Below are 21,263 nucleotides of genomic sequence, written 5' to 3'. Positions count from 1 at the left end.
TAATAGCAATTATACACATAGTAGTTAAACTCTCCTAAATTCAAATTAAGTTAATGCTGATGTTTCTATAACTATAGTACAATTAACTAAATTGTGATTTTAAGCAAAAAGTATGGGTATCAATAGACTGTGTTTTTTTTGTATATTAGAAAGATAAAACATGTTACGGAAATTAAAAATTATACTTTTTTCACTAACCACAGTCATTGCAATTGGCTTATTTGCTGAGAGTATTCACACTTATGATGATGAAACACTGCCAAACAATCAAACTTGTATAAATGTTTATGCCGCCAAGCCTGTAAAAAATAGTGCCCCTATAAATCAAAAAGTCACTAAGAAGGCATTTTTTGATAAGCTTCGGGGAATAGCTGACGATAAAAATGTTTCTTTGATTAAATTACGGATTAATAAGACTAACGGACGTACAAGCAAACTAGTATATAATCTTGGCTCCAAAAATGAAACTTATGCAATTTATAAAAATGCAGCAATAAAAAAGCTGACAAATAATGAATTTCAATTAGAAGATATATACGGCTTATATTTTACCAATGCTAAAGGTGAGGCTTTAAATCGAATAGTTTCATTCCTACGTAAAGAAGACCTGAAAGTAGAAGTCAGAAGCACTGCCCCAACTCCCAGTATTTTATTAAGCTCAACTCTTAGTGGCTTTCCGCAAGGTACAGCAACTATTTTTATTAGTGTTATTAGTATCATATTTATTATTATGATACTGGAAAAAGTATACCGCTTTAAAGCTTATGCCATAATGAAGATCCATGGCTTGAGTAATTGGCAAATAATCAAGTCTGATTTCAAAGATGAAATGCTATGGTTTTTGTTGGCACTGGGTGCTATTGCTATGATAGTGATTGCAAGGAGTTTATATGTGTTTACATTTGCAGGCTTGCGAATGTTCTTACCGTATTTACTTATATTTTTGACGATTTTCTTACTAGTTTTTTTATGTTTAGACACTCTATCATATTCAGTTTTAGTATTAATAAAACCATATCAAGTGATTAAAGGAATAGGAAATTCACGCCCATTTTTATTAATTGGTTATGCGTTAAAGATACTATTGCTTGGGATAGTAGCACTTAATACTATATCTCTACATAATAGTCATCAGGCTTATGTAAGAGACACAAAAATAATTCAAGAAATCCATTCCAAGAATAATCGTTATTCACTTGGGCTTGTGTGGCAACTGTCAGACAAACAAGTAGATAGACGAGTAGCAAGACTGGTACATAAGCTGGTCGTGCAAACACCGAACGTAATAGTTGCGCAAAATTCACAGGAATATCTTCCACCTAGGCGCTCTATTCATCCTGACAATGGCAATGTAATTATTGCAAACGATAGTTTCATTAAGAACAGTGAACTTAAGTCTCAACGATTCAAGTTTGACAATAAGAAAGTTCTTTTACTAGTTCCGCGCAATCGCTTAGATCAGACCAAACACGCTAAAAAGCAGATGATAAGCTATCTTAAATTCAGGAACTCTCTCCCTAATTATTATCAAAAAAAATCAAATCATTTACCGTCCATTCAAGTTGTACCCATTGACAGCGGACAAAAAATATTTAATTACACAGTTGGATACGATGATATTACGACGGCAATCTCGATAGACCCAATAATCGTAGTTGCAAACAATAAGCTACTATCAGATGATTTTTATTTGGCTTCCGTTAGTCAATCAAAAACGGTATTTTCTGATCTCAAGTTACTTAAAAAAATGATCAAGAAGTTGGGATTAAGGCCGTATTTTTGGGGCATTACCAGTCAAAGGGCATTAACAGATAATTATCAGCGAAATGCTAATCGCCATTTACTGATGCTAACAATTACAATGATTTTATCTATTCTCCAGCTTAGCTTTGTTATTATGTTTGTTAGCTCAACTTTTCTACAAAGCCAGAGGCATAAGATGGCAATTTATCGAGCATTTGGTAAATCAAGTGCTAAATTATTGGTAGAATTTTTGGTTTTCAATCTGGGCTTTGACTTATTGACAATTAGCTTTATTTTAATAAAGCATAGTTACTTGAGCTTGATACCATTTGGTTTCGGCTACATTTTACTGGAAGCAGTTATTATTTTATTAACATACTATAGAGCCCAGCAAAATATATTAATCACACTTAATCATGGAAATTAGGAGCTGTAATTTGATTAAAATAAGGAATCTTACAAAAAAATTTAAAGAAAAACCCATTTTTGAAGATGTTAGCTGTACCTTAGAAACGGGGAAAAGCTATGCTATTGTGGGCAAAAGTGGGGCTGGGAAAACCACTTTTCTAAATATTTTGAGTGGCTTAGAAAAAGCTACCTCAGGTAAAGTGGAATTTAATGACTTGAATATTAACTCAAAAAATAGGAAAAAACTATATCGTGATTACTTTGGATTCGTTTTTCAAAATTTTGCTTTAATTGATACTGAGACAGTTAAACAAAATTTGCGCCTGGGACTAACTAATTCAAGGCTGTCTAAAACGGAAAAAGATAATAAAATGCGGGCAGCTTTGGCCCAAGTTGGACTTGGAAAAATGCAATTACAGCAAAAAATATACACTTTAAGTGGTGGTGAACAGCAAAGAGTGGCACTGGCGCGAATAATATTAAAAGAGCCTAAGGTGATCTTTGCTGATGAGCCAACTGGTTCGTTAGATGCTGAAAATAGTCAACTAGTACTAAGAACTTTGTTAACTAGCTTTGATTCAGATGCAACAGTCGTGATAGCAACACATGATCCAACGGTTTGGCAACAGTGTGACTATGTAATTGAAGTTGAGAATCAAAAAATAAAAATAACTAAACGTAAAACTAATTGAATATATCCCTAAAGATAAAATGCCAAAAATAACTAACTGAAAAAATGTCCAAACAAAAAGGTCTCATTATGATTATGAGATCTTTTTAATATCAGTTTTTAAAAACTGCTTCTTGTTAGACTACTTTTCAGCTTTTTGTTCATCTTCCGTTTCATCTGTTACTTTGGCAATTTTTTCCACCTTAATATTACTTGTAGCCTTAGCCTGAATTTCTTTGATTTTGCGTTTAGGTGCCTCTTTAAGGTTTTTAAAATTAACTACGATTTTTTGGTTAAGGTCGCTAACTGCAGTATCATCAACCTCATCATAGTCGATAATTGTCAACAGGGCAGAATTCTCGTAAATTTTTTCCACCTTACCTATAAATGGTTTGGTAAGTTCTTCTTCGGATTTTGCGCTAAGAATGTCATCTATTTTTACATCTGATTTTTTCATGATGAGTTTTACTTCCTCTCTTACCCATGTTTATTTATAATAGAAAGATATTATTATAAAAAGCAATTGTTTTCAAGTAAAGGAAGCCTGGATTTTGCGAAAATTAATTTTGATTGCCGGTCCGAGTGGAGCAGGTAAAACGACAATTTCGGATTATTTAACCAAGGAATTTGCTATTCCACGTGTTGTAACACATACTACAAGACCAATGCGTAAGGGAGAAAGTCCAGATAAATCTTATTATTTTGAAAGTGAAAGTAGCTTCAAAAAGCTTCACTTTTTTGAGCATGTTAAATATGGATCATATCAGTATGGCTCAAGTAAGGAAGCACTTGATGCTGCTTGGAAAAACCATCAAGTGGTTTCACTGATAGTTGATATCAAAGGAGCTGCTTCCTATATTAATGAGCTAAAAGAGCAAGTCTATTTTTTGTATATTACGACAAGCACTAAGGAAGAGTTACGTAAGCGTCTATTGGAACGTGGTGATACTCCAGAAAAAATCAATGAGCGTCTCAGTGGTAGTGAACTAAATGCCTTGCCAGAAGAACTAATGGCAGATGCGCACATCTTGATAAATGATGATTGGGCACAAACGCAGCAAAAATTGCGTGAAATTGTTACAAATTGTCAAGTTTTATAGTGAAAATTACATAAATACCGTCTTTCCTATAAATTTCTAAATGTTTTGTAGTTCGTTTGCAATGATCGTGTAACATTCAATAAGTATTATATAGACTGTTGAGAAAGAGATTAGATATTAGGAAAGAGATTAGTTTTGGAACACGGACATAGACAAAGTTTAGTTAAGTTAGTTGCTTTAGTAGCTATATTTTTTATAGGAATCATGACCGTCGGCAAGGTATCTGCAGCCACAGCAACCGAAGTTGAAGCAAGTACTGTTACGCAAAAGCGTAATTCAGTTGCCAAACTTGCTAAAAAACAAGTTGGTAAGGGCTATGTGTTTGGTGCAACAGGTCCTTATGCCTTTGATTGTTCAGGATTAGTTCAATATGTCTATAAGAGTTCAGGCGCAGCTATTTTACCAAGAACAACTTACTCACAAGTTACTTTGGGTAAAGCTGTTTCAATGAAAAAACTTAAAAAAGGCGACTTGCTTTTTTGGGGGTCTGCCGCTTCACCGTATCATGTTGGAATTTATGTTGGTGCAAATCAGTATGTCCACGCTGCTACACCTGCTCAAGGTGTGATAAAGCAGCCAATTAGCACTTACTTTTATCCGTCAGCTGCAAAGCGTGTCATTGAATAATTAGTTTCTGCCCATTTTGGCCTTTCTCATAAAATGATAACAACTCAAACCTCACAAATTTAGCTTTGTGAGGTTTTTTACGTCTTGGTATCATTTTTGTAATGGGTTTGTAACATAGCTGAAGTAAAATTGACTCCGTGAGACTAAATAAAGTAATTAGCATATTAAAATATTGAAAACAATACGGGGGCAATTTGATTGAAAGTTAAGAGCAATTTGGTAAAATTTACTACGGCTGCAGCTCTAACCATTACTGGTTTAGGAGCAGTAAATGCTGGTAATTCAAATTCCGCCACTAGGCATGTTCAAGCTGCAACTAATAAGGTGAAAATCAACTATGTTCCAGGCTATGGTGTTAATATTTGGGACGATTATAATAACCCAAGTTTCACTGGTGAACGAGTTCAGCACGGTGAAACAGTAGACATCTTAAGTACCGCAGTTGATGCTAAAAGAAAGACATGGTATCAAATTGGTGAAGGAAAATGGATTCAAGCCCGGTATGTTGTCGATGCTAATAAAAAGATTAAGCAACAGAGTGCTTCTAACACCGCAAACAGTGTGATTTCATCTTCGAAGCAAGTAAATAAGGTTGTTAATGCTGCAAACGCAGTAATTGGTAAGCCTTATACGTGGGGCGGGAACGGTCCTAACGGTTTTGATTGCTCTGGCCTGGCACAATATGTATATAGTAAAGCTGGACTTGACATTAGCCGTACAACTTATTCTCAAGTAAAAAAGGGTAAAACTGTTTCAATGAAGAACTTAAAACCAGGTGATTTGTTATTCTGGGGTTCAGCTTCCTCACCTTATCACGTTGGTATTTATGTTGGTGATAACCAATATGTTCATGCCGCAACCCCCGCTCAAGGTGTTGTAAAAGAAAGCATTAGCTCATACTTTTACCCTTCAGTTGCTAAACGTGTACTTAATTAGATTAACAGGCTAAACACTTAGATTTTAGGTCTAAGTGTTTTTTATTTTGTTCTTTTGATCGGTGCCGCTTGATAAATAAATTTAACCAGTTAAAATAAAAAGTGAGATACTAATTTATGACCACATAGAGCTACCAGAAGGAGATTGAATTTAATGAGACGTAATTTTTTAAAAATAGGTCTTGCGGCGGCGATGACACTGACTGGAGTCGCCACAATTGCACCACAGAAAATAGTGAATGCAGCTACTTTAAAAGCGCCAATTAAACGCGTCCAAATAGATTACTTACCAGGTAAGGATGTTAAAATATGGACAAATTATCAAAAAGGCCAGTTGATTAGCTTCCGCGCTAAAAACAATAGCAAATGGAATGTTGCTGAAACTGCCGTCGATAAAAAAGGTAAACTATGGTATAAAATTGGTGACAATGAATGGATTGAAGCCCGCTATACTAAAGATTTAGATGGTGAGGCCGTTGATTCTGACGGTCAGCCAGCTAAAAATCAGCCAAAAGATGTGGCTACTAATAAAAAGGATAAACTGAGCAAAAAGACTAAGAAACAAAAGCAACCTAAGCAAACAAATAAAGAGGTTACGCCAAAACCAACTAGTGTGACAAAGAAGCCTAAAAAACCTAGTCAAGCCCCAAAAAATCCTAGTTCATTGCCTGCGGCCACGGCACCAGCAGCCACTGGCAGTGCAGCACAGCGGCAACAAGCAGTTGTTAAATTGGCTAAGAGTCAGGTCGGCAAGGGTTATGTTTGGGGCGGAAATGGTCCGGATGCTTATGACTGTTCTGGATTGGTGCAATCAATCTATAGCAAAGTAGGTGGGGTACAATTGCCCCGCGTAACTACTGATCAAGTAAAAATGGGTACAACAGTTTCAATGGATCAGTTACAGCCTGGTGATTTGTTATATTGGGGCTCAGTTGATGCTCCATATCATATTGGGATTTACATTGGAAATAATCAGTATGTTCATGCTTCTACTCCTGATAAGGGTGTGGTTCTTGATACAATTAGTTCATACTTTTATCCTTGTGTTGCTAAACGTGTCATTCAATAAAAATAAAATAATAAAAGGTCACGCATTTGCGTGACCTTTTTGTGTTTTCTAAACAATATATTGATGGAACTGAGCCCGTTTTTCAGGAGCTAATCTGGCTGTTACATGGACTCCATCAGTTTTATATTCTTCCAAAATAATTTGTGCGTATTCATGTAGGTTAGCCAATGCTTTTCCATCAGCCAGTGGCACAACTAAATTAACTTTTCGGTAACTTGCAAAAACACGTTTAGTAATTAATTGGGCGAGCAGCTTAATCGATTCAGAATCAGTTGCTGAATATAAAATGCCGCTGCCCTCAATTTGCGGATAATTTCGATCGGTTTTATCGGCCTTGTTATATGCGGTAATCATTGGCACATCCTTAACGCCAATTTCGCTCAAAACATTCTGTGTGGTTCGAATCATTTGAATCATGTTTGAATCTGACGAATCAACAATGTTAATCAATAAATCAGCATCCTTAACTTCCTGTAAGGTTGCCTTAAAGGATTCAATTAGATTGTGTGGCAATTTAGAAATGAAGCCAACTGTATCAGAAAGAATAAAGCTGAAGTTATTACTTAGCTCAATTCGCCGTACGCTAGTATCCAGTGTTGCAAATAGCATGTCTTTAACAAAAACTTGCTTTTCGTCATTTTCTTTAGAAAATTCTTCCAGTAAGCCGTTCATCGTAGTTGATTTACCAGCATTTGTATAACCGACTAAAGCAACTTTGGGAATATGAGTCTGGTTGCGGCGTTTTGCTTTGATTTCTTCTTGCCCAGAAATAGCGCTAAGTTCTTTTTTAATTATCGTAATTTGCTTGCCGATTGTTCTTCGATTTAATTCCAATTTTGATTCACCAGCACCACGGTTGGCAAAACCACCGCCACGTTGCTGATCTAAATTATTTTCTGACGGGTGCAATCGCGGCAATTCATACTCTAACTGAGCTAACTGGACCTGCAGTTTAGCCTGTTTTGTACGAGCACGACTTGAAAAAATTTCTAGAATAAGTTCAGTGCGGTCAATAACACGTAATTTTGTCATTTTTTCTAAATTGCGAATCTGCACTGGGGATAACTCATCATTTAAAACAAGCACTTCAGCTTTTAAACCATGTGCCATATCTTTTATTTCATTGATTTTTCCCAGACCAAAATAAGTTCCTGCAACCACGTGCTCTAAGTTTTGTCTTGATTGTCCGACAACTTCCATATTGGCAGCTTGAGCCAAGTTAGCAAGCTCGGTCATATAGTAATCAAAATTCGAATCATCTAAATTAATGCCGGCGAGATAAGCTTTAACTTTACGAGGGGTATTATCAATCATTTGTTCCTCTTTCTACGTAAATCTTTAGTTTGTTTATTTAATATTCGCTGTTTTAATTTTAATAATCCACATGATTGCTATCTTCTTTCTTTAATTAGGTTAGTTTAATTGTAATACAAATGTTTGGGTTTACAAAGATGATAAATCTCGGTAATGAAAACCTAGATGCTTTAAGCTTACATCCAGGTTTTGGTATATATAAGTTAAGTTGTTTCGCCAACAGCCTTAGTTTTTAACTCTGGTTGCTTCATCAGGCACATAGGCAAGTAAGAACCAGTAGCGCTATTTTAAACGTTCACACAAAAAGTGAAGTTGACTTATTTTTCTACTTGGCACAAAAGAAAATAAGAGTATAATTTAACTCATTAAGGTACCTAACTAAATTTTGAAAATTGAGAGGATCTGTAAAAATGACACAAGCTTTGAGTTATCAGACTGACGAAAAAGTGCAAAAAAATAGATGGTGGATCTTAGTGGCAGTCGGGTTATTTACCTTTATGTCAACTTTAGATGGAACGATTGTTAATATCGCTTTACCAGTTATTAGTAAAAATTTGAACATTTCGATGAGTCAGTCCGAATGGGTTGTTTCATTATATTTAATTGTTGTTTGTAGTTTTATTCTATTCTTCGGTAAATTGAGTGATCTTCACGGAAAAATTAAAATCTTCCGTCTAGGTGCCATCTTCTTTATTGCTGGTTCACTTTTATCGGGATTTAGAGTTAATCTGGTATTTTTGTTAGTTTCACGTGCAATTCAGGCGTTTGGTGCCGCAATGACAATGGCAACTAATAATGGAATTATTACTGAAATTTTCCCATCAACTGAACGTGGGAAAGCGCTAGGAACAATTGGTTCATTTGTTGCCTTAGGTTCAATTGCTGGTCCTGGCTTGGGTGGCCTAATTTTGAGTCACTTGTCATGGTCATACATTTTCTGGTTGAATGTTCCTGTTGGCATTATTGCTGCAATTATTGGCGCAATCTTCCTACCAAAAGATATTACTTTTACCAATGCAGTATTGGATAAGAAGGGTTCATTTGGTTTTGCACTAGGGATGATTACTTTATTTGGTGGAATCTTCTTAGGCCAACAATTAGGTTTTACTTCTGTACCAGTTTTAACAATGTTAATAATTGGACTAATTAGTTTCATTTGGTTTGTCTATACTGAAAATCATACAACCAATCCATTATTACAATTCAATTTGTTCAAGAATCCAGACTTTTCAGTTAGTTTGTTGTGTGCATTGTTAATTTTTATTACAAACTTTTTCTTTAATGTGGTAACGCCATTCTATTTAGAAAATGCGTTACACTTGGCACCAAGTCAAGCTGGTATTATCTTAATGATTTTACCTGTAGTTCAATTATTTGCTGCTCCAGTTGCGGGTACACTTTCAGATAAAATTGGACCAAAATTGATTACTTTTATTGGTTTAGTATTATTACTAGTTAGTCAAATTGGATACTCGCTATGCAATTTGCACTCATCAATCTGGCTATTTATTATTAGTATCGCAATTATGGGACTTGGTAGTGGTATTTTCAGTTCACCAAACAACTCGTTAGTAATGAGTTCAGTAGAACAAAAGAATCTTGGGGTTGCTGGAAGTATTAACTCGCTTTCACGTAACCTCGGGATGGTAATTGGTATTTCAAGTGCAACAACAATCTTGTTTGCGGCAATGAGTCATGCAAAAGGAGCACGTGTGACTGAATACCTACCTAAGCAACCGGAAATTTTTATTTACGGTATGCATGTTGTATTTATTATTTCAATGATTATTTGTTTAATAACTGTTGTTTTAAGTGGCTGGCGTCTATTTAAAAAAGACGAAAAAGCAGCTAAGTGATCTATTATTAAAATAAAACTAAAAAACGTTATTGCATTGTTAGCAATAACGTTTTTCTTTGTACATTAAGCAAAAGAACATTGTGAAGGCCTTATTTAACAATGTTCTAATTGAGAAAAGCGGCCAATATAAAACAAAAGAATAAATAAAAATTTCATAATTTTTTCTTATTTCGCCGTTTTTGGGTATATGATGGTATTAAAGGAAAAGCTATGAACTACAACTAAACAATAGGGAGGTTGGGTAAATGGATCATCGAATTGTTACGTATCCAGCAATTTTTAAGCCACTAGAAAATGATGTATATGTGATTCACTTTCCAGATATCAAAGGTGGTATCACAGAAGGTGAAGGTCTTCGAGAAGCGATGAAGATGGCTGCTGATACTTTGGCAAGCAGACTGTACAATAAAGCAGATTTGCCGAAGTGCAGTAAAGCAAGTGAAATAGAGCTTCCTGATGATGGATCCTTTGTTGCACCAGTTTCCGCAGATTTGACAGAAGCATCTCACGATCGGATGAATTACGAGATATAACAAAAAAGCACCCCAGTTGCTTGAGGTGCTCTTTCTTATTAACTTGTTCCAAAAACTAATTATATTCTCGGGAACAATAGTATTATAGTATATTATAACGAAATTTGCTAATAATTTAGGCTGATTTTTTTAAAAAATCAGTTGATAAAGGTGATTGAGCGCTTGCAGTAAAAGCTTAACCGATCTTTTTAATATAACTGATATTAGTTTTGTAGTATAATCCTTGAACAATGAATTTCTCAGTTAAACTTAGCTAAAAGCGGGATTCTAAGCTCGAATTGACATTAGTGTCAGTTACATGCTATTTTCTATAAGGGAGAAAGTTTGGAGTAAGCTATGCAAACAATAGAAAGTTCTATTTTGCGTGCTGCTGTCGATGAAAAGGATGCAAAGTTAGTTAATTTTGTATCTCAACATGATCAAATTGATTATTTCAAAGATGGCGACATGCAAAAGAAATTAGGAGTTACCTTTTTAGGTGACGGCCAGGGTGAAAATTGGGCGAAGCTCTTACCTTGGACAGTTGTAGATAAAGGAGACTCGCGGGTCAGTTTGGCCTTAATTGATGATGGTGAAAGCTATAAAAAGTTTCCGTATCATTTTGAAGTGATTTTAACCTATATTCTTGAAGGCAACCGAATCGATATTAAGTATTATCTCAAAAATAATTCACATAAAGAAATGCCTTTCACAGTGATGTTCACATTGCCGATTATTGAGGGCTGGGTTAAAAATAGAAATGTGAATGAGATTGAGTTAAGTAATGATGAAGTTAAATTAAAACTTGCCTCATCAAGTTTTGACTTAGATGTTAAAGACCAGCAAGTTGTTGCTTTACTTGATAAAGCAACACTTGAAGGTGATAGTGATGAAGAATTCACGCTAACTTTGACGTTAAGCTAGATAATTAATGATTTTAATAAGATAATATAGACAAACCACAGATGGTTTGTTTTTTTGTTATAATGTGTTCATTGTATTTAAATTAGGTAAGTAAAAGAATATGGATCACAATCATAATCATCCGGACAAGAGCCGGGTAGAAATACATGTAAAAGATTACAACAAAAAGAAGAAATTGATAGCATGGCTATGTGGACTTATCTTTCTCATAGCTGCTGGTGTTGCTGCATACTCGTCTTACGTTTATTTTAAAACTAAGAATGCGGTAGACAATACCTATGATAATAATACGCATGTTCAAGTAAAAAACGGCGAATTTAATGGCAAGAAAAAGTTTGCTGTCTTACTAATGGGAACTGATACTGGAGCACTTGACCGTAAGGAAAAGATTGGCAATACTGATACGCTTATCATTGCAGTTGTTAATCCACAAAAAAAGCGCTACTCACTAGTGTCTGTTCCCCGCGATACAATGGCCCAAATGGTTGGTGCTGAGCAGTTCCAAGTCGAAAAAATCAATGCTGCCTATCCAATAGGTGGTGCTAAGATGGCAATGGACAGTGTCTCTGAACTTGTTAACGTACCGATTAAATATTATGCTCTAGTTAATATGAAAGGTATCATGCGTCTTATTCGCTATGTAGGTGGAATAAATGTCAGACCTACGCTTAGCTTTGAATATGGTGGTTATGTTTTCAAGAAAGGACAGCTGACTCATATGGGTGGCGGCGGTGCCCTTGCATATTCACGGATGCGCTACGACGATCCTGAGGGTGACTATGGCCGTCAGGAACGGCAAAGACAGGTCATTACGACGCTTATTAAAAAGGCCGTTTCATTAAACACATTGACACAGCTTGATTCGGTTCTAACTTCAATTTCTGGCAATGTTAAAACTAATTTACCATTTGATTCATTGAAGGAGATTGCCTTTAATTACCGCAGCTCGACTAAGAATGTTAAAAATGACTATCTTCATGGGCATAACGCAATGGTTGATGGTGCATCTTATCAAGTTCAGTCAACTGAAGAGCTTCAACGAATTTCTGACTATCTTCGGGCTGAATTAGGCTTAAGTCCCAAAAAGGTTGATAATAATGAAACTTACCAAAACAAGCGAAATAAGGAACTCGGCTTTGATTTCACTAATCTTGCAACGCAGGACTATAATATCTTTAGTGATTATGAAGGACAATAATAAAAGAAGGTGACGATTAATGACGAGACTGCTTGCCGTTTTAATCGGCTATGCATTCGGATGTATTTTATTTGCCATGCTAGTGGGTCGTTTCTGGCTACATCAAGACCCGACTAAAGTTGGATCTGGGAACCCGGGAACTGCTAACGTTGGTGCCGTTTTTGGTAAAAAATGGGGTATAATTACTTGCATTGGTGATATTTTAAAAACACTAATTTGCTTACTACTTGTACACTATTTTTTAGGAAAAAAGGTAATGTTGACCTATGCAGGTTTAGGGCTAATTTTAGGACACTGTTTTCCTTTTTGGGATTATTTTCGAGGTGGCAAAGGAGTAACAGTTGCTGTCATTTTAGCGGCTATTTATGATGTTAAAGCTGCGGCAGTAACGCTTTTAATTGCACTTATTTTGACTATTATTCTTAAAAACTTAACGGTTCCGCCGTTAGTTTTTATTTTATTATTTAGTCTATACGAATTGACTAAACTCAGAGAAGCTGGCATTGTATTATTAATTATTACCTTGATCATGACTTTTAAATTTAGATATGATTTACGGGACTTTTTTACTGGAAAAGGAAAAAAAGTAGATATTTTATACTCAATTAAGAAAAAGTTGGGTATAAAAATGCAGTGATTGATAGCATCATTTTTTAGTGAGGACAGATACTAGCAACATGAATAAAAATAAAAAATCGTTAAAAGTCGTGCAGGCGATTTGCATATTAGTAGCAACTCTCTTTATGTTAATTCAAATGTATAGTTTGAAGGGCGTTGCTGCGAGAGCGCATTACTCATTCGTGCGTTTTATGCCTAACATGATGCATAACGCAACAATGATGATTGTACCAATGGTTTTTGGTGCAGTTTATAGCAGGAAAAAGCAGAGTGTGAGTGAAAGCTTTAAGTACTGGCTGATGGCTTTTGTTACGCTAGTTGTTTATTACATCCTATTTTTCATTAAGGTACCTGCACGCTTTAATATGTGGCGTGTTTGGGGGGTGTTGTTCCCAATTATTACCAGTACCTCGGTTTTGTTTTCTGGCTTGTTTTTCAGTTTACTGGCACAACCACAGATTTATGACTTACAACATAAGCTGACTAAAAAGCAAAACTTACTAGTACTTAGCTTATTAAGTCTTCTTGGCTTTGCCTTGAGTGCCGGAAACTTATCCTTCCAATATTCACTCTATGGTTTATACCTTGTTTTGTTCTTTGCGTGGGGGATGTTTTTAGCTGGCGTTAAGGTAAAAGGTAAGCTCTTTGGTCTAGCTTTATTTAGCGGAATTGTTTCATTCTTTGTTGTTGTAATCGGTGTTTCTGGTTTTGATGCTGTCTATTGGTCACAAATCATTTCCGGCAACGGTGGTGGTGACTGGAACAGAGAATTTTTGAACAATCCATCTTCACCATTTATGCTCCTGATGGTCTTAGCAGCATTCTTATTGTTCAAAAAGGTTATTATGACCTTCAATGAGAAGCAAATGCGTTACTTTATCCCAGTAATCATGTTCATGGATGCGCCAATTTCGACTAGATTCATGAACGATTTCCGTTTCACTGGCTCATCTGTTGCTAACAAGCTAATCATGATTGTTGTCATGCTGCTTGCTGCTGCAATTTGGGATATGGTGCTTGAGCGGTATTTATTCAAATTTAAGCCAGTTACTAAGACTATTAAGTACTTAGATCATGAAACTAATTTAGCGAAAATTTGTGAGAAGGTCTGGGCAAAAGTTGTTAAATTCATTGTCACCAACAGGGTTAACCTTCTCACATGGGCTTGGTTCTATATTTTGAGTTTCGGTTCATTTTTAATTGAATCTGATAACTTAAGAATCCAAATCAGTACGGCAGCGACAATCAATGCAATTGTTTACTTACTTGGCACCAAGTTCTTTGCCATGATTTTAACAACAATCTTTCTTGATGCACTGTTTTCAATTTTCTACTTTGTGACTACACGTTATTGGACATCCAATGTGCTAGTCAGCCTAATTGGAATCGGTTGGGCCATTGCCAACAAGATTAAACTGCTTCTTCGTGGTGAACCAATTTACCCAACAGAAATCAGTGAGATTGTTAACTGGAAGACGCTTTTGCCAATGATTGGTAAAACAACAGTTATTGCTATTCTAGTTGCAATTGTAATCGTGATTGCGCTGGATATCTTTTTGGAAATCAAGTTTCCAATTAAGAAACGCGGCTCATGGAAAAAACGTGGTATTTGGGCACTATTGAGTTTAGCGCTATTCATGACACCATTTCGCTTTAACCATGATGGTGGAGTTATTTACCACATTAATCGTGGATTTGATAATAGACAACGGTTTAGAAACCCAGAACGTGATATCCAGGTTAACGGACCAGTTCTGAATTTCTTAAACTATATTGACTTGCAAATTATGGATCAGCCAGCGACAGGCTACTCTGCTTCGACTATCAAACAGTTGAATGATAAGTACGCTAAAGTTGCTAACAAGATCAATGAGAACAGAAAGAATAAACTTAGTGATCAAACGATTGTCTTTAACTTAAGTGAAAGTTTTGCTGATCCGAATACTTTTCCAACTATTAAGATAGAGCAGTCCGCACCAAATCCAGTTAAGTTTATTGAATCAATGAAGTCACGTTCTTCATACGGTACAATGCTTAGTGCCGGCTACGGTGGTGGTACGGCTAACATGGAATGGGAAACCTTGACTGGTTTGAACATGGGATTGTTTAAGTCTACTTTAACGCCATACGTTCAGGTTGTTCCTAACTATAACTTCTATCCAACAATCGGGATGAACTTTGATTATAAGTCAGCTATTCACCCATTTATTGGGACATACTACTCTAGACGTGAAGACTATCGTCGCTTTAAGTTTGATAAGTTTGTCTACACTGGTTCGAAGTATAAAGTTATTGATCAAAAGAAACTTGGCAAGAGTGGCTATAACTCCGACTTTACTACTTATGCTAATGGACTGCAGCAAATCAATTCGCGTAAAGACGGTCAGTTTATTAATCTAATTTCGATTCAGAACCACATGCCATACAACAATTGGTATCCACATAACGAATATATGGGTAAAATCTCGGGTGATTTATTCAATACGCCAGCAATTCGTGAGCAAATGGCGACATATGTTAAGGGAACGCAATACACTGATAAGGCAGTTAAACAATTTATTGGACAAATTGATAAGATCAAGAAGCCAATCACGCTAGTCTTCTACGGTGACCACTATCCAAGTATTATTTCACAGAGTTACACTGCCAAGTATCCAGTTGAGATGCACTCAACTCGTTACTTCATTTACTCGAATAAGTATGCTCGTGAACATGGTGCCAAAACGCATTTACCACGTAAAGCTAACAATTTCGTAAGTTCAAGTGACTTTATTGCGATGATGCTTGAGCAGACTGATTCAAAGGTTACACCATACCAAGCACTCCTTACTGAAGTTCATAAGAAATTGCCTGCAATTACAATTAACTTTAAGGGTGATAAGGGTTATGAATTAATTGGACGTAAGGGACAAGTAATTGAACCTCAGTACTTAACCAAGGAACAACAAGATCTCTTGGCTGATTACGAAACTATCCAATATGATATGACTGCTGGTAAAGCTTATGGTTTACAAATTAAGGGCTTCTATAAGTAGTATCTGGTATTGACTTATTAGAAAAAAATGAGTATTATTCATTTAGATATTTTAAGTAGCGCTTCAGTTCAGTGCTCAGAGAACTAGCGGTTGGTGTAAGCTAGGCAGGCTGAAGTTTCGCGAAATACACATCGGGTGGTTCCGCTAAAAACCGAACCTGAGGCGCTAACAAGCGCAAACGTGGGTGGTACCACGGCTAAAAAAGTAATTTAGTCGTCCCTGGATTTCTTAGGAAATCCGGGGACTTTTTTATTGGAGGAAAAAGATGGCAAACTTTGATATTTTAGAAGATTTAAAATGGCGTGGAGCAATTAACCAGCAGACAGATGCAGAAGGATTAGCTAAGTACTTAGAAGAACATGATGACTTAGCACTCTATTGTGGCACTGATCCAACTGGTGATTCACTTCACATTGGCCACCTAATCCCCTTTATGATTTTAAAGAGATTCCAATTAGCTGGTTACCATCCAGTAATTGTTATTGGTGGTGGTACTGGTACAATTGGGGACCCATCAGGTCGTAGTACCGAAAGAGTTTTACTTGATGCTGAAAAGCTTCATCAAAATGAAATTGCTTTGACTAAACAAATGGAGAAGCTGTTTGGTACTGATAACTTTGAAATTGTTAACAACGCAGAATGGCTAGACAAGCTAAGCTTAATCGACTTCTTACGTGATTACGGTAAACATTTCCAAGTAAACAACATGATTAACAAGGATGTTGTTGCCAGCCGCTTGGAAAATGGGATTTCATTTACTGAATTTTCATACCAGATTTTGCAAGCAATTGATTTTTACCAATTAAACAAAAACCACGGTGTACAGATGCAAATCGGTGGTAGTGATCAGTGGGGCAACATTACAGCAGGAATTGACCTTATTCATAAGTTGATGGGATCTGATCGTGAAGCATTTGGTTTAACTATTCCATTAATGCTTAAAGCTGATGGAACTAAATTTGGTAAATCAGCTGGTGGAGCAATTTGGCTTGATCCAGAAAAAACCAGTCCTTACGAGTTCTACCAATTCTGGATTAACCAAGACGATCGTGATGTAGTTAAGTACCTGAAGTACTTTACTTTCCTAAGTCATGAAGAAATTGATGAGTTAGCAGAACAAGTTAAGACTGAGCCATGGAAGAGAACAGCGCAAAAGACTTTAGCTAAGGAAGTAACCAAGTTTGTTCACGGTGAAGAGGGATTGGCTGAAGCAGAAATGATCACAGGCTCTCTATTCTCTGGTAATGTCAAAGACTTAACTGTTACGCAAATTGAGCAGGGATTAAAGAGCGCACCAACCGCAGAGTCAGGATCGGCTGCTAAGAATATTGTTGACTTTTTAGTTGATACCAAAATCGAATCGTCTAAGCGTCAAGCACGTGAAGATGTTGAAAACGGTGCAATTTACATTAATGGTGACCGTGAACAATCAGTTGATTTTGAAGTTGATCCAGCAAAAGCATTTGACGGTAAGTATGTAATTGTCCGTAAAGGAAAGAGAAAATATACTTTGGTTAATATCAAAGACTAGTTATATGAATAAAAGTCTGGTACATTATGTATCAGACTTTTTTTATAAAGTGAAAAAATCAGATGTTAAATAGTGGAAATTAAAAATAAGGTGGCTAAAAATGAGAGCACGAGTTGTCTTGTATAATCCGGAATTAAAAGCTATTTTATTAATTCACAGGCTGAAAAACGAGCGCGACTATTGGGTCATTCCTGGTGGCGGTGCAGAAAACCAGGAAACGCCAATTGAAACCGCAATTAGAGAAATCAATGAAGAACTGAAAATTAAGTTGTTACCCGAAAAACTTAAGCGATTGTTTGAAATTGACAATGAGGTTATCTTTTTAGCCCAAGCTGGGCAAATTAAAGTACCTCGAATTAGTGGGGAAGAAAAAGAACGCTCAAGCACTAAAAATATTTACGAGCCGGCTTGGGTTGGCTTAAAAGATCTCACTACAATTAATTTAATGCCACCAGAAATTGCTAAACAGCTTTTAGAATCTATCAAATAATATGATACTTTTAAGCAATATTTGACAAAATATCAGGCTATAATTCATAATCTATTTAAGGCAATAATTATTTATTGCTATAAATTACCCCGTTTTAGGAGGAAAAGAAATGTCTGAAATATTAGTTACTACTACGGAAAATATTCCTGGTAAAGAGTATGAGATTATTGGTGAAGTTTTTGGCTTAACCACTCAATCTAAAAATGCTTTTAAAGATTTTGGCGCTGGCTTAAAATCAATGGTGGGTGGAGAAATCCGTAGCTACACTAAGATGTTACAAACATCTCGTGAGCAAGCTCTTGAACGCTTACGTCAAGAAGCTGAAGAAAAAGGTGCCGATGCAATCGTGATGATGCGTTTTGACTCAGGTACAATTGGCGGTGACATGCAGTCAGTAGTTGCATACGGTACAGCAGTTAAGTTCGTACAGTAAATAATTAAATTTAGCATCCACTAACTAAGGTGGGTGCTTTTTTGTTAAAATTAATTTGCCGCTTTAGCTCAGGAGGTAGAGCACCGCCGTGGTAAGGAGGAGGTCCTCAGTTCAAATCTGGGAAGCGGCTTAAGACTAAAAAAGGAGTGATTAAAATGGAAATAACAAAGGTAATCGATTTTGTTCAAAAGCAATTAGAAGGTGAAAAGACAGGCCACGATTTTTATCATGGTCAGCGTGTGGCCCACTTAGCTAGCCAATTATATTTACAGGATAATCCTGATGCGCCTGCAGACAGCCGCATGGTGGCGATTATTCAGACAGCAGGGTATTTACACGATACGATTGATGAAAAGATCTGTGCGGATCCTGAGCAAGTTGTTGAGCAAATTAAGTACTTGCTACCACAGGCTGGCTTTAGTGAGCTTGAAGTAAAGGATATTCTGTTTACCATTCAGCATATGTCGTTTTCACAAAATATTGAACACCATTATCAATTACCAGTTTCTGGTGAATATGTTCAAGATGCTGATCGCATTGAGAGCTTGGGTGCAATGGGAATTGCGCGCGCGTTTACCTATGGCGGTGCTCACGGTAATGTGATTTATGATCCAAAGATTAAGCCTGAAAAACTGGTTAGCCACGATCAGTATCGTGAACACACTGAAACCACCATTAATCACTTCTATGAAAAACTGTTCCAACTAGAAGATTTAATGAATACTGATGGTGGCAAAAAAGAAGCACACAAGCGGACTGATTTCATGCGTGCTTTTGTTCAAGAATTTATGGACGAGTGGAATGTTTAACTAATTCTGGCGTTCGAATTGCAGTAACGCCTTCTTACGTTCAATTCCACCAGCGTATCCAGTCAATGAGCCGTCACTGCCAATTACGCGATGACATGGAACGATTAGTGTGATTGGGTTATGTCCAACTGCACCACCAACTGCGCGTGCTTTATTTGTTTTGACTGCTTGTTTTGCTTGTAGTTTGTCAGAGAGTTCACCGTAAGTGGTTGTTTCGCCATAAGGGATTTTTTGCAATTCATAATAAACTGCTTTTCTAAATGCTGTGACTTCTGGTCTAATTGGAATGGCAAAAGGGTCTGGCTTCAAACCAGCAAAGTAGTCATTGAGCCAGCGAAGAGTTAGCTTAAGTGGATTATTTTGAACATCATCTGCTTGATCCAACTGATAGTTTGCGCCGAAAAAATTCTGATCTGCAAACCATAAACCTAGTAAGGCTTCCTCATCACTAAGTAAGATCATGTCACCTAATTTAGATTGAAAACTGGCACGATGTAACACTTTAATCACTCCATACTAATAAATTATGAAAACCATGCGGTTTCACCGGATGGTTTTTATTTGCGCATTATATTATTCATTTTAGCGTGCACTAATTTATTTTAATAGCGAACAACTTAAAAGCTCATTTTTTCAAAAGCTACTTTTAATAAACATAACACAAGTAAAAAAGTTGAAAAAATTTTCCTTGTCATATACAAAGCTCGATGGTTTAAGAGCCAAGCGCTAATTTGACAAAATCAAAAAGGTTGTTACATCAACACTCTATGTTGTATTATGACTTTGACGTGAATACTAAATATTGATATTCTAATACTAGAAATTATATGGGGGTCATACATAACTATGAAGACTAAAATCAAGAAAATCCTATCCTTTGCTACCGTAACATTTGCGGCTGGTGTTGCACTTACTGCATGTTCCGGTAAAAAGCAGGGTGGAAGTGGTAACTCAACTGATAGCGCAAAGCACTCAATCGCGTTGATTACTGATACTGCGGGTGTTAATGATAATTCATTTAACCAATCCGCTTGGCGTGGCTTTAAGGCATACGGTAAAGACCATAACTTAAAGCGTGGTAAGAACGGCTATCAGTACTTCCAATCGAGTAGTGCAGCTGACTTTGAACCAAACTTTGACCAAGCTAGCAAAGCAGGATACCAAACAATTTTTGGTATTGGTTATAGTCTGAAAGATGCTGTTAGTGCAGCAGCTAAAAAGGACCCTAAGAAGAACTTTGTTATCGTTGATGAAGTAATCAAAGGTCAAAAGAACGTTGCTTCAGCTAACTTCAAGAGTGAGCAAGCTTCATACTTAGCCGGTGTTGCAGCAGCAACTCAAACTAAGACAGGTGTCATTGGTTTCATCGGTGGAGCTCACGGTAACATTATTGATTTGTTTGACGCAGGTTTTACTAAAGGTGTTAACGATCAAGCTAAGAAGTTAAATAAGAAGGTTACACTTCTAAATCAATATGTTGGTAACTTTACAAGTGCTGACAAGGAAAAAGCTATCGCACAATCAATGTACGCTAAAAAAGCTGACATTATCTTCCACGCTTCTGGTTTAGCTGGTAATGGTCTTTTCCAAGAAGCCAAAGCAATCAACCAAAACCGTCCTGCTGATAAGAAGGTTTGGGTTATCGGTGTTGATGTTGACCAATCATATTTAGGTAATTACAAGAGTAAGGATGGCAAGAAAGACAACTTTGTATTAACTTCAGTAATCACTGGTGTTAATGTTGCTACTCACGATATTGCAAACCGTGCATATAACGGTAAGTTCCCTGGCGGTAAAGAATTAGTTTACGGTTTGAAGACAAACGGTGTTTCCATTACACGCGGCCATATCGAAGACAAGGCTTGGAAATACTCACGTGACGCACGTCAACAAATTATTGACGGTGAAATCAAAGTTCCAATTCACCCTTCAAAATAGTTCGATTTTAGAATAACAAAAGTTTTTATATGCAAAGTCGAATAGATTCAT

20 protein-coding genes and 1 tRNA gene are annotated in these 21,263 nt (G+C 36.4%); 18 read left to right on the top strand and 3 right to left on the bottom strand.

The genetic code is table 11. The features are described 5' to 3' along the window. The first annotated feature begins 160 nt into the window (after positions 1 to 160). Complete coding sequence (locus H3R21_RS04380; RefSeq protein ID WP_198183280.1) at positions 161 to 2,170, top strand: hypothetical protein; 2,010 nt, start codon at positions 161 to 163, stop codon at positions 2,168 to 2,170. 10 nt (positions 2,171 to 2,180) lie between these two features. Beyond that, positions 2,181 to 2,843 carry a putative bacteriocin export ABC transporter gene (locus H3R21_RS04375; RefSeq protein WP_198183278.1) on the top strand — a complete coding sequence of 221 codons (663 nt, stop codon included), beginning with the start codon at positions 2,181 to 2,183 and terminating at the stop codon, positions 2,841 to 2,843. Between the two features lie 120 nt (positions 2,844 to 2,963). Here H3R21_RS04375 and H3R21_RS04370 read toward each other — a convergent pair whose 3' ends face one another. Continuing rightward, positions 2,964 to 3,278, bottom strand: coding sequence for a DUF2187 domain-containing protein (locus H3R21_RS04370; protein WP_198183276.1), 315 nt, complete (start codon positions 3,276 to 3,278; stop codon positions 2,964 to 2,966). A 94-nt stretch (positions 3,279 to 3,372) separates the two neighbouring features. Here H3R21_RS04370 and H3R21_RS04365 point away from each other — a divergent pair, with 94 nt between their 5' ends. The 4 genes from H3R21_RS04365 to H3R21_RS04350 all read left to right on the top strand — a co-directional run bounded on the left by H3R21_RS04365 (position 3,373) and on the right by H3R21_RS04350 (position 6,552). Further along, positions 3,373 to 3,921 carry a guanylate kinase gene (locus H3R21_RS04365; protein WP_198183274.1) on the top strand — a complete coding sequence of 183 codons (549 nt, stop codon included), beginning with the start codon at positions 3,373 to 3,375 and terminating at the stop codon, positions 3,919 to 3,921. Between the two features lie 204 nt (positions 3,922 to 4,125). Next, positions 4,126 to 4,548 carry a C40 family peptidase gene (locus H3R21_RS04360; RefSeq protein WP_082089570.1) on the top strand — a complete coding sequence of 141 codons (423 nt, stop codon included), beginning with the start codon at positions 4,126 to 4,128 and terminating at the stop codon, positions 4,546 to 4,548. 198 nt (positions 4,549 to 4,746) lie between these two features. Then, the gene (locus H3R21_RS04355) at positions 4,747 to 5,484 is read left to right on the top strand and encodes a C40 family peptidase (protein WP_198183272.1); all 738 of its coding nucleotides are present in this window, start codon (positions 4,747 to 4,749) and stop codon (positions 5,482 to 5,484) included. 153 nt (positions 5,485 to 5,637) lie between these two features. Beyond that, positions 5,638 to 6,552, top strand: a complete 915-nt coding sequence (locus H3R21_RS04350) for a C40 family peptidase (RefSeq protein ID WP_198183270.1) — start codon at positions 5,638 to 5,640, stop codon at positions 6,550 to 6,552. Positions 6,553 to 6,600: 48 nt separating this feature from the next. Here H3R21_RS04350 and hflX read toward each other — a convergent pair whose 3' ends face one another. Continuing rightward, the gene (gene hflX, locus H3R21_RS04345; protein WP_198183268.1) at positions 6,601 to 7,866 is read right to left on the bottom strand and encodes a GTPase HflX; all 1,266 of its coding nucleotides are present in this window, start codon (positions 7,864 to 7,866) and stop codon (positions 6,601 to 6,603) included. 410 nt (positions 7,867 to 8,276) lie between these two features. On the opposite strand from hflX, the gene H3R21_RS04340 reads away from it, so the two are divergent. From H3R21_RS04340 to H3R21_RS04290, 11 genes are all read left to right on the top strand, one after another. Then, complete coding sequence (locus tag H3R21_RS04340) at positions 8,277 to 9,722, top strand: MFS transporter (RefSeq protein WP_198183266.1); 1,446 nt, start codon at positions 8,277 to 8,279, stop codon at positions 9,720 to 9,722. A gap of 247 nt (positions 9,723 to 9,969) precedes the next feature. Next, a complete protein-coding gene (locus H3R21_RS04335) occupies positions 9,970 to 10,257 on the top strand; it encodes a type II toxin-antitoxin system HicB family antitoxin (protein WP_046307762.1) in 288 nt (95 codons plus the stop codon). A gap of 336 nt (positions 10,258 to 10,593) precedes the next feature. After that, the gene (locus H3R21_RS04330) at positions 10,594 to 11,160 is read left to right on the top strand and encodes an aldose epimerase (protein WP_046307760.1); all 567 of its coding nucleotides are present in this window, start codon (positions 10,594 to 10,596) and stop codon (positions 11,158 to 11,160) included. 100 nt (positions 11,161 to 11,260) lie between these two features. Beyond that, positions 11,261 to 12,358 (top strand): LCP family protein, encoded by a 1,098-nt coding sequence (locus tag H3R21_RS04325; protein WP_046307758.1) that lies wholly within the window; start codon positions 11,261 to 11,263, stop codon positions 12,356 to 12,358. A gap of 19 nt (positions 12,359 to 12,377) precedes the next feature. After that, on the top strand, positions 12,378 to 12,995 hold the full coding sequence (locus H3R21_RS04320; protein WP_198183264.1) for a glycerol-3-phosphate acyltransferase: 618 nt from the start codon (positions 12,378 to 12,380) through the stop codon (positions 12,993 to 12,995). 40 nt (positions 12,996 to 13,035) lie between these two features. After that, entirely contained in the window at positions 13,036 to 16,011 is a 2,976-nt protein-coding gene (locus H3R21_RS04315; RefSeq protein ID WP_198183263.1) for an LTA synthase family protein, read from the top strand. A gap of 265 nt (positions 16,012 to 16,276) precedes the next feature. After that, positions 16,277 to 17,542: a tyrosine--tRNA ligase gene (gene tyrS / locus H3R21_RS04310; RefSeq protein ID WP_198183261.1), complete on the top strand. Its 1,266-nt coding sequence runs from the start codon at positions 16,277 to 16,279 to the stop codon at positions 17,540 to 17,542. A 100-nt stretch (positions 17,543 to 17,642) separates the two neighbouring features. Continuing rightward, positions 17,643 to 18,032 carry an NUDIX domain-containing protein gene (locus H3R21_RS04305; RefSeq protein ID WP_198183259.1) on the top strand — a complete coding sequence of 130 codons (390 nt, stop codon included), beginning with the start codon at positions 17,643 to 17,645 and terminating at the stop codon, positions 18,030 to 18,032. A gap of 109 nt (positions 18,033 to 18,141) precedes the next feature. Beyond that, a complete protein-coding gene (locus H3R21_RS04300; RefSeq protein ID WP_046307748.1) occupies positions 18,142 to 18,465 on the top strand; it encodes a heavy metal-binding domain-containing protein in 324 nt (107 codons plus the stop codon). 57 nt (positions 18,466 to 18,522) lie between these two features. After that, positions 18,523 to 18,595 (top strand) — tRNA-Thr (locus H3R21_RS04295). Between the two features lie 25 nt (positions 18,596 to 18,620). Beyond that, positions 18,621 to 19,274 carry an HD domain-containing protein gene (locus H3R21_RS04290; RefSeq protein WP_198183257.1) on the top strand — a complete coding sequence of 218 codons (654 nt, stop codon included), beginning with the start codon at positions 18,621 to 18,623 and terminating at the stop codon, positions 19,272 to 19,274. Here the strand turns inward: H3R21_RS04290 and H3R21_RS04285 are convergent, their stop codons facing one another. Next, positions 19,275 to 19,775 (bottom strand): methylated-DNA--[protein]-cysteine S-methyltransferase, encoded by a 501-nt coding sequence (locus H3R21_RS04285; RefSeq protein WP_370628085.1) that lies wholly within the window; start codon positions 19,773 to 19,775, stop codon positions 19,275 to 19,277. Between the two features lie 345 nt (positions 19,776 to 20,120). Here H3R21_RS04285 and H3R21_RS04280 point away from each other — a divergent pair, with 345 nt between their 5' ends. Then, entirely contained in the window at positions 20,121 to 21,212 is a 1,092-nt protein-coding gene (locus H3R21_RS04280; protein ID WP_046307744.1) for a BMP family protein, read from the top strand. Positions 21,213 to 21,263: the final 51 nt, after the last annotated feature.

Source organism: Lactobacillus sp. W8172 (genome assembly GCF_016102055.1).
GTDB classification, from domain to species: Bacteria; Bacillota; Bacilli; order Lactobacillales; family Lactobacillaceae; genus Lactobacillus; species Lactobacillus apis_A.
The sequence above is the reverse complement of the archived record's forward strand: the minus strand, read 5'-3'. Positions and strand labels throughout refer to the sequence as shown.

What these genes read in the sequence shown, in the direction of transcription:
- H3R21_RS04380 (WP_198183280.1), top strand. Translation starts at nt 161, where the DNA reads ATGTTACGGAAATTAAAAATTATACTTTTTTCACTAACCACAGTCATT.
- H3R21_RS04370 (WP_198183276.1), bottom strand. Translation starts at nt 3,278, where the DNA reads ATGAAAAAATCAGATGTAAAAATAGATGACATTCTTAGCGCAAAATCC.
- H3R21_RS04360 (WP_082089570.1), top strand. Translation starts at nt 4,126, where the DNA reads ATGACCGTCGGCAAGGTATCTGCAGCCACAGCAACCGAAGTTGAAGCA.
- H3R21_RS04350 (WP_198183270.1), top strand. Translation starts at nt 5,638, where the DNA reads ATGAGACGTAATTTTTTAAAAATAGGTCTTGCGGCGGCGATGACACTG.
- hflX (WP_198183268.1), bottom strand. Translation starts at nt 7,866, where the DNA reads ATGATTGATAATACCCCTCGTAAAGTTAAAGCTTATCTCGCCGGCATT.
- H3R21_RS04340 (WP_198183266.1), top strand. Translation starts at nt 8,277, where the DNA reads ATGACACAAGCTTTGAGTTATCAGACTGACGAAAAAGTGCAAAAAAAT.
- H3R21_RS04335 (WP_046307762.1), top strand. Translation starts at nt 9,970, where the DNA reads ATGGATCATCGAATTGTTACGTATCCAGCAATTTTTAAGCCACTAGAA.
- H3R21_RS04330 (WP_046307760.1), top strand. Translation starts at nt 10,594, where the DNA reads ATGCAAACAATAGAAAGTTCTATTTTGCGTGCTGCTGTCGATGAAAAG.
- H3R21_RS04325 (WP_046307758.1), top strand. Translation starts at nt 11,261, where the DNA reads ATGGATCACAATCATAATCATCCGGACAAGAGCCGGGTAGAAATACAT.
- H3R21_RS04320 (WP_198183264.1), top strand. Translation starts at nt 12,378, where the DNA reads ATGACGAGACTGCTTGCCGTTTTAATCGGCTATGCATTCGGATGTATT.
- H3R21_RS04315 (WP_198183263.1), top strand. Translation starts at nt 13,036, where the DNA reads ATGAATAAAAATAAAAAATCGTTAAAAGTCGTGCAGGCGATTTGCATA.
- tyrS (WP_198183261.1), top strand. Translation starts at nt 16,277, where the DNA reads ATGGCAAACTTTGATATTTTAGAAGATTTAAAATGGCGTGGAGCAATT.
- H3R21_RS04305 (WP_198183259.1), top strand. Translation starts at nt 17,643, where the DNA reads ATGAGAGCACGAGTTGTCTTGTATAATCCGGAATTAAAAGCTATTTTA.
- H3R21_RS04300 (WP_046307748.1), top strand. Translation starts at nt 18,142, where the DNA reads ATGTCTGAAATATTAGTTACTACTACGGAAAATATTCCTGGTAAAGAG.
- H3R21_RS04290 (WP_198183257.1), top strand. Translation starts at nt 18,621, where the DNA reads ATGGAAATAACAAAGGTAATCGATTTTGTTCAAAAGCAATTAGAAGGT.
- H3R21_RS04280 (WP_046307744.1), top strand. Translation starts at nt 20,121, where the DNA reads ATGAAGACTAAAATCAAGAAAATCCTATCCTTTGCTACCGTAACATTT.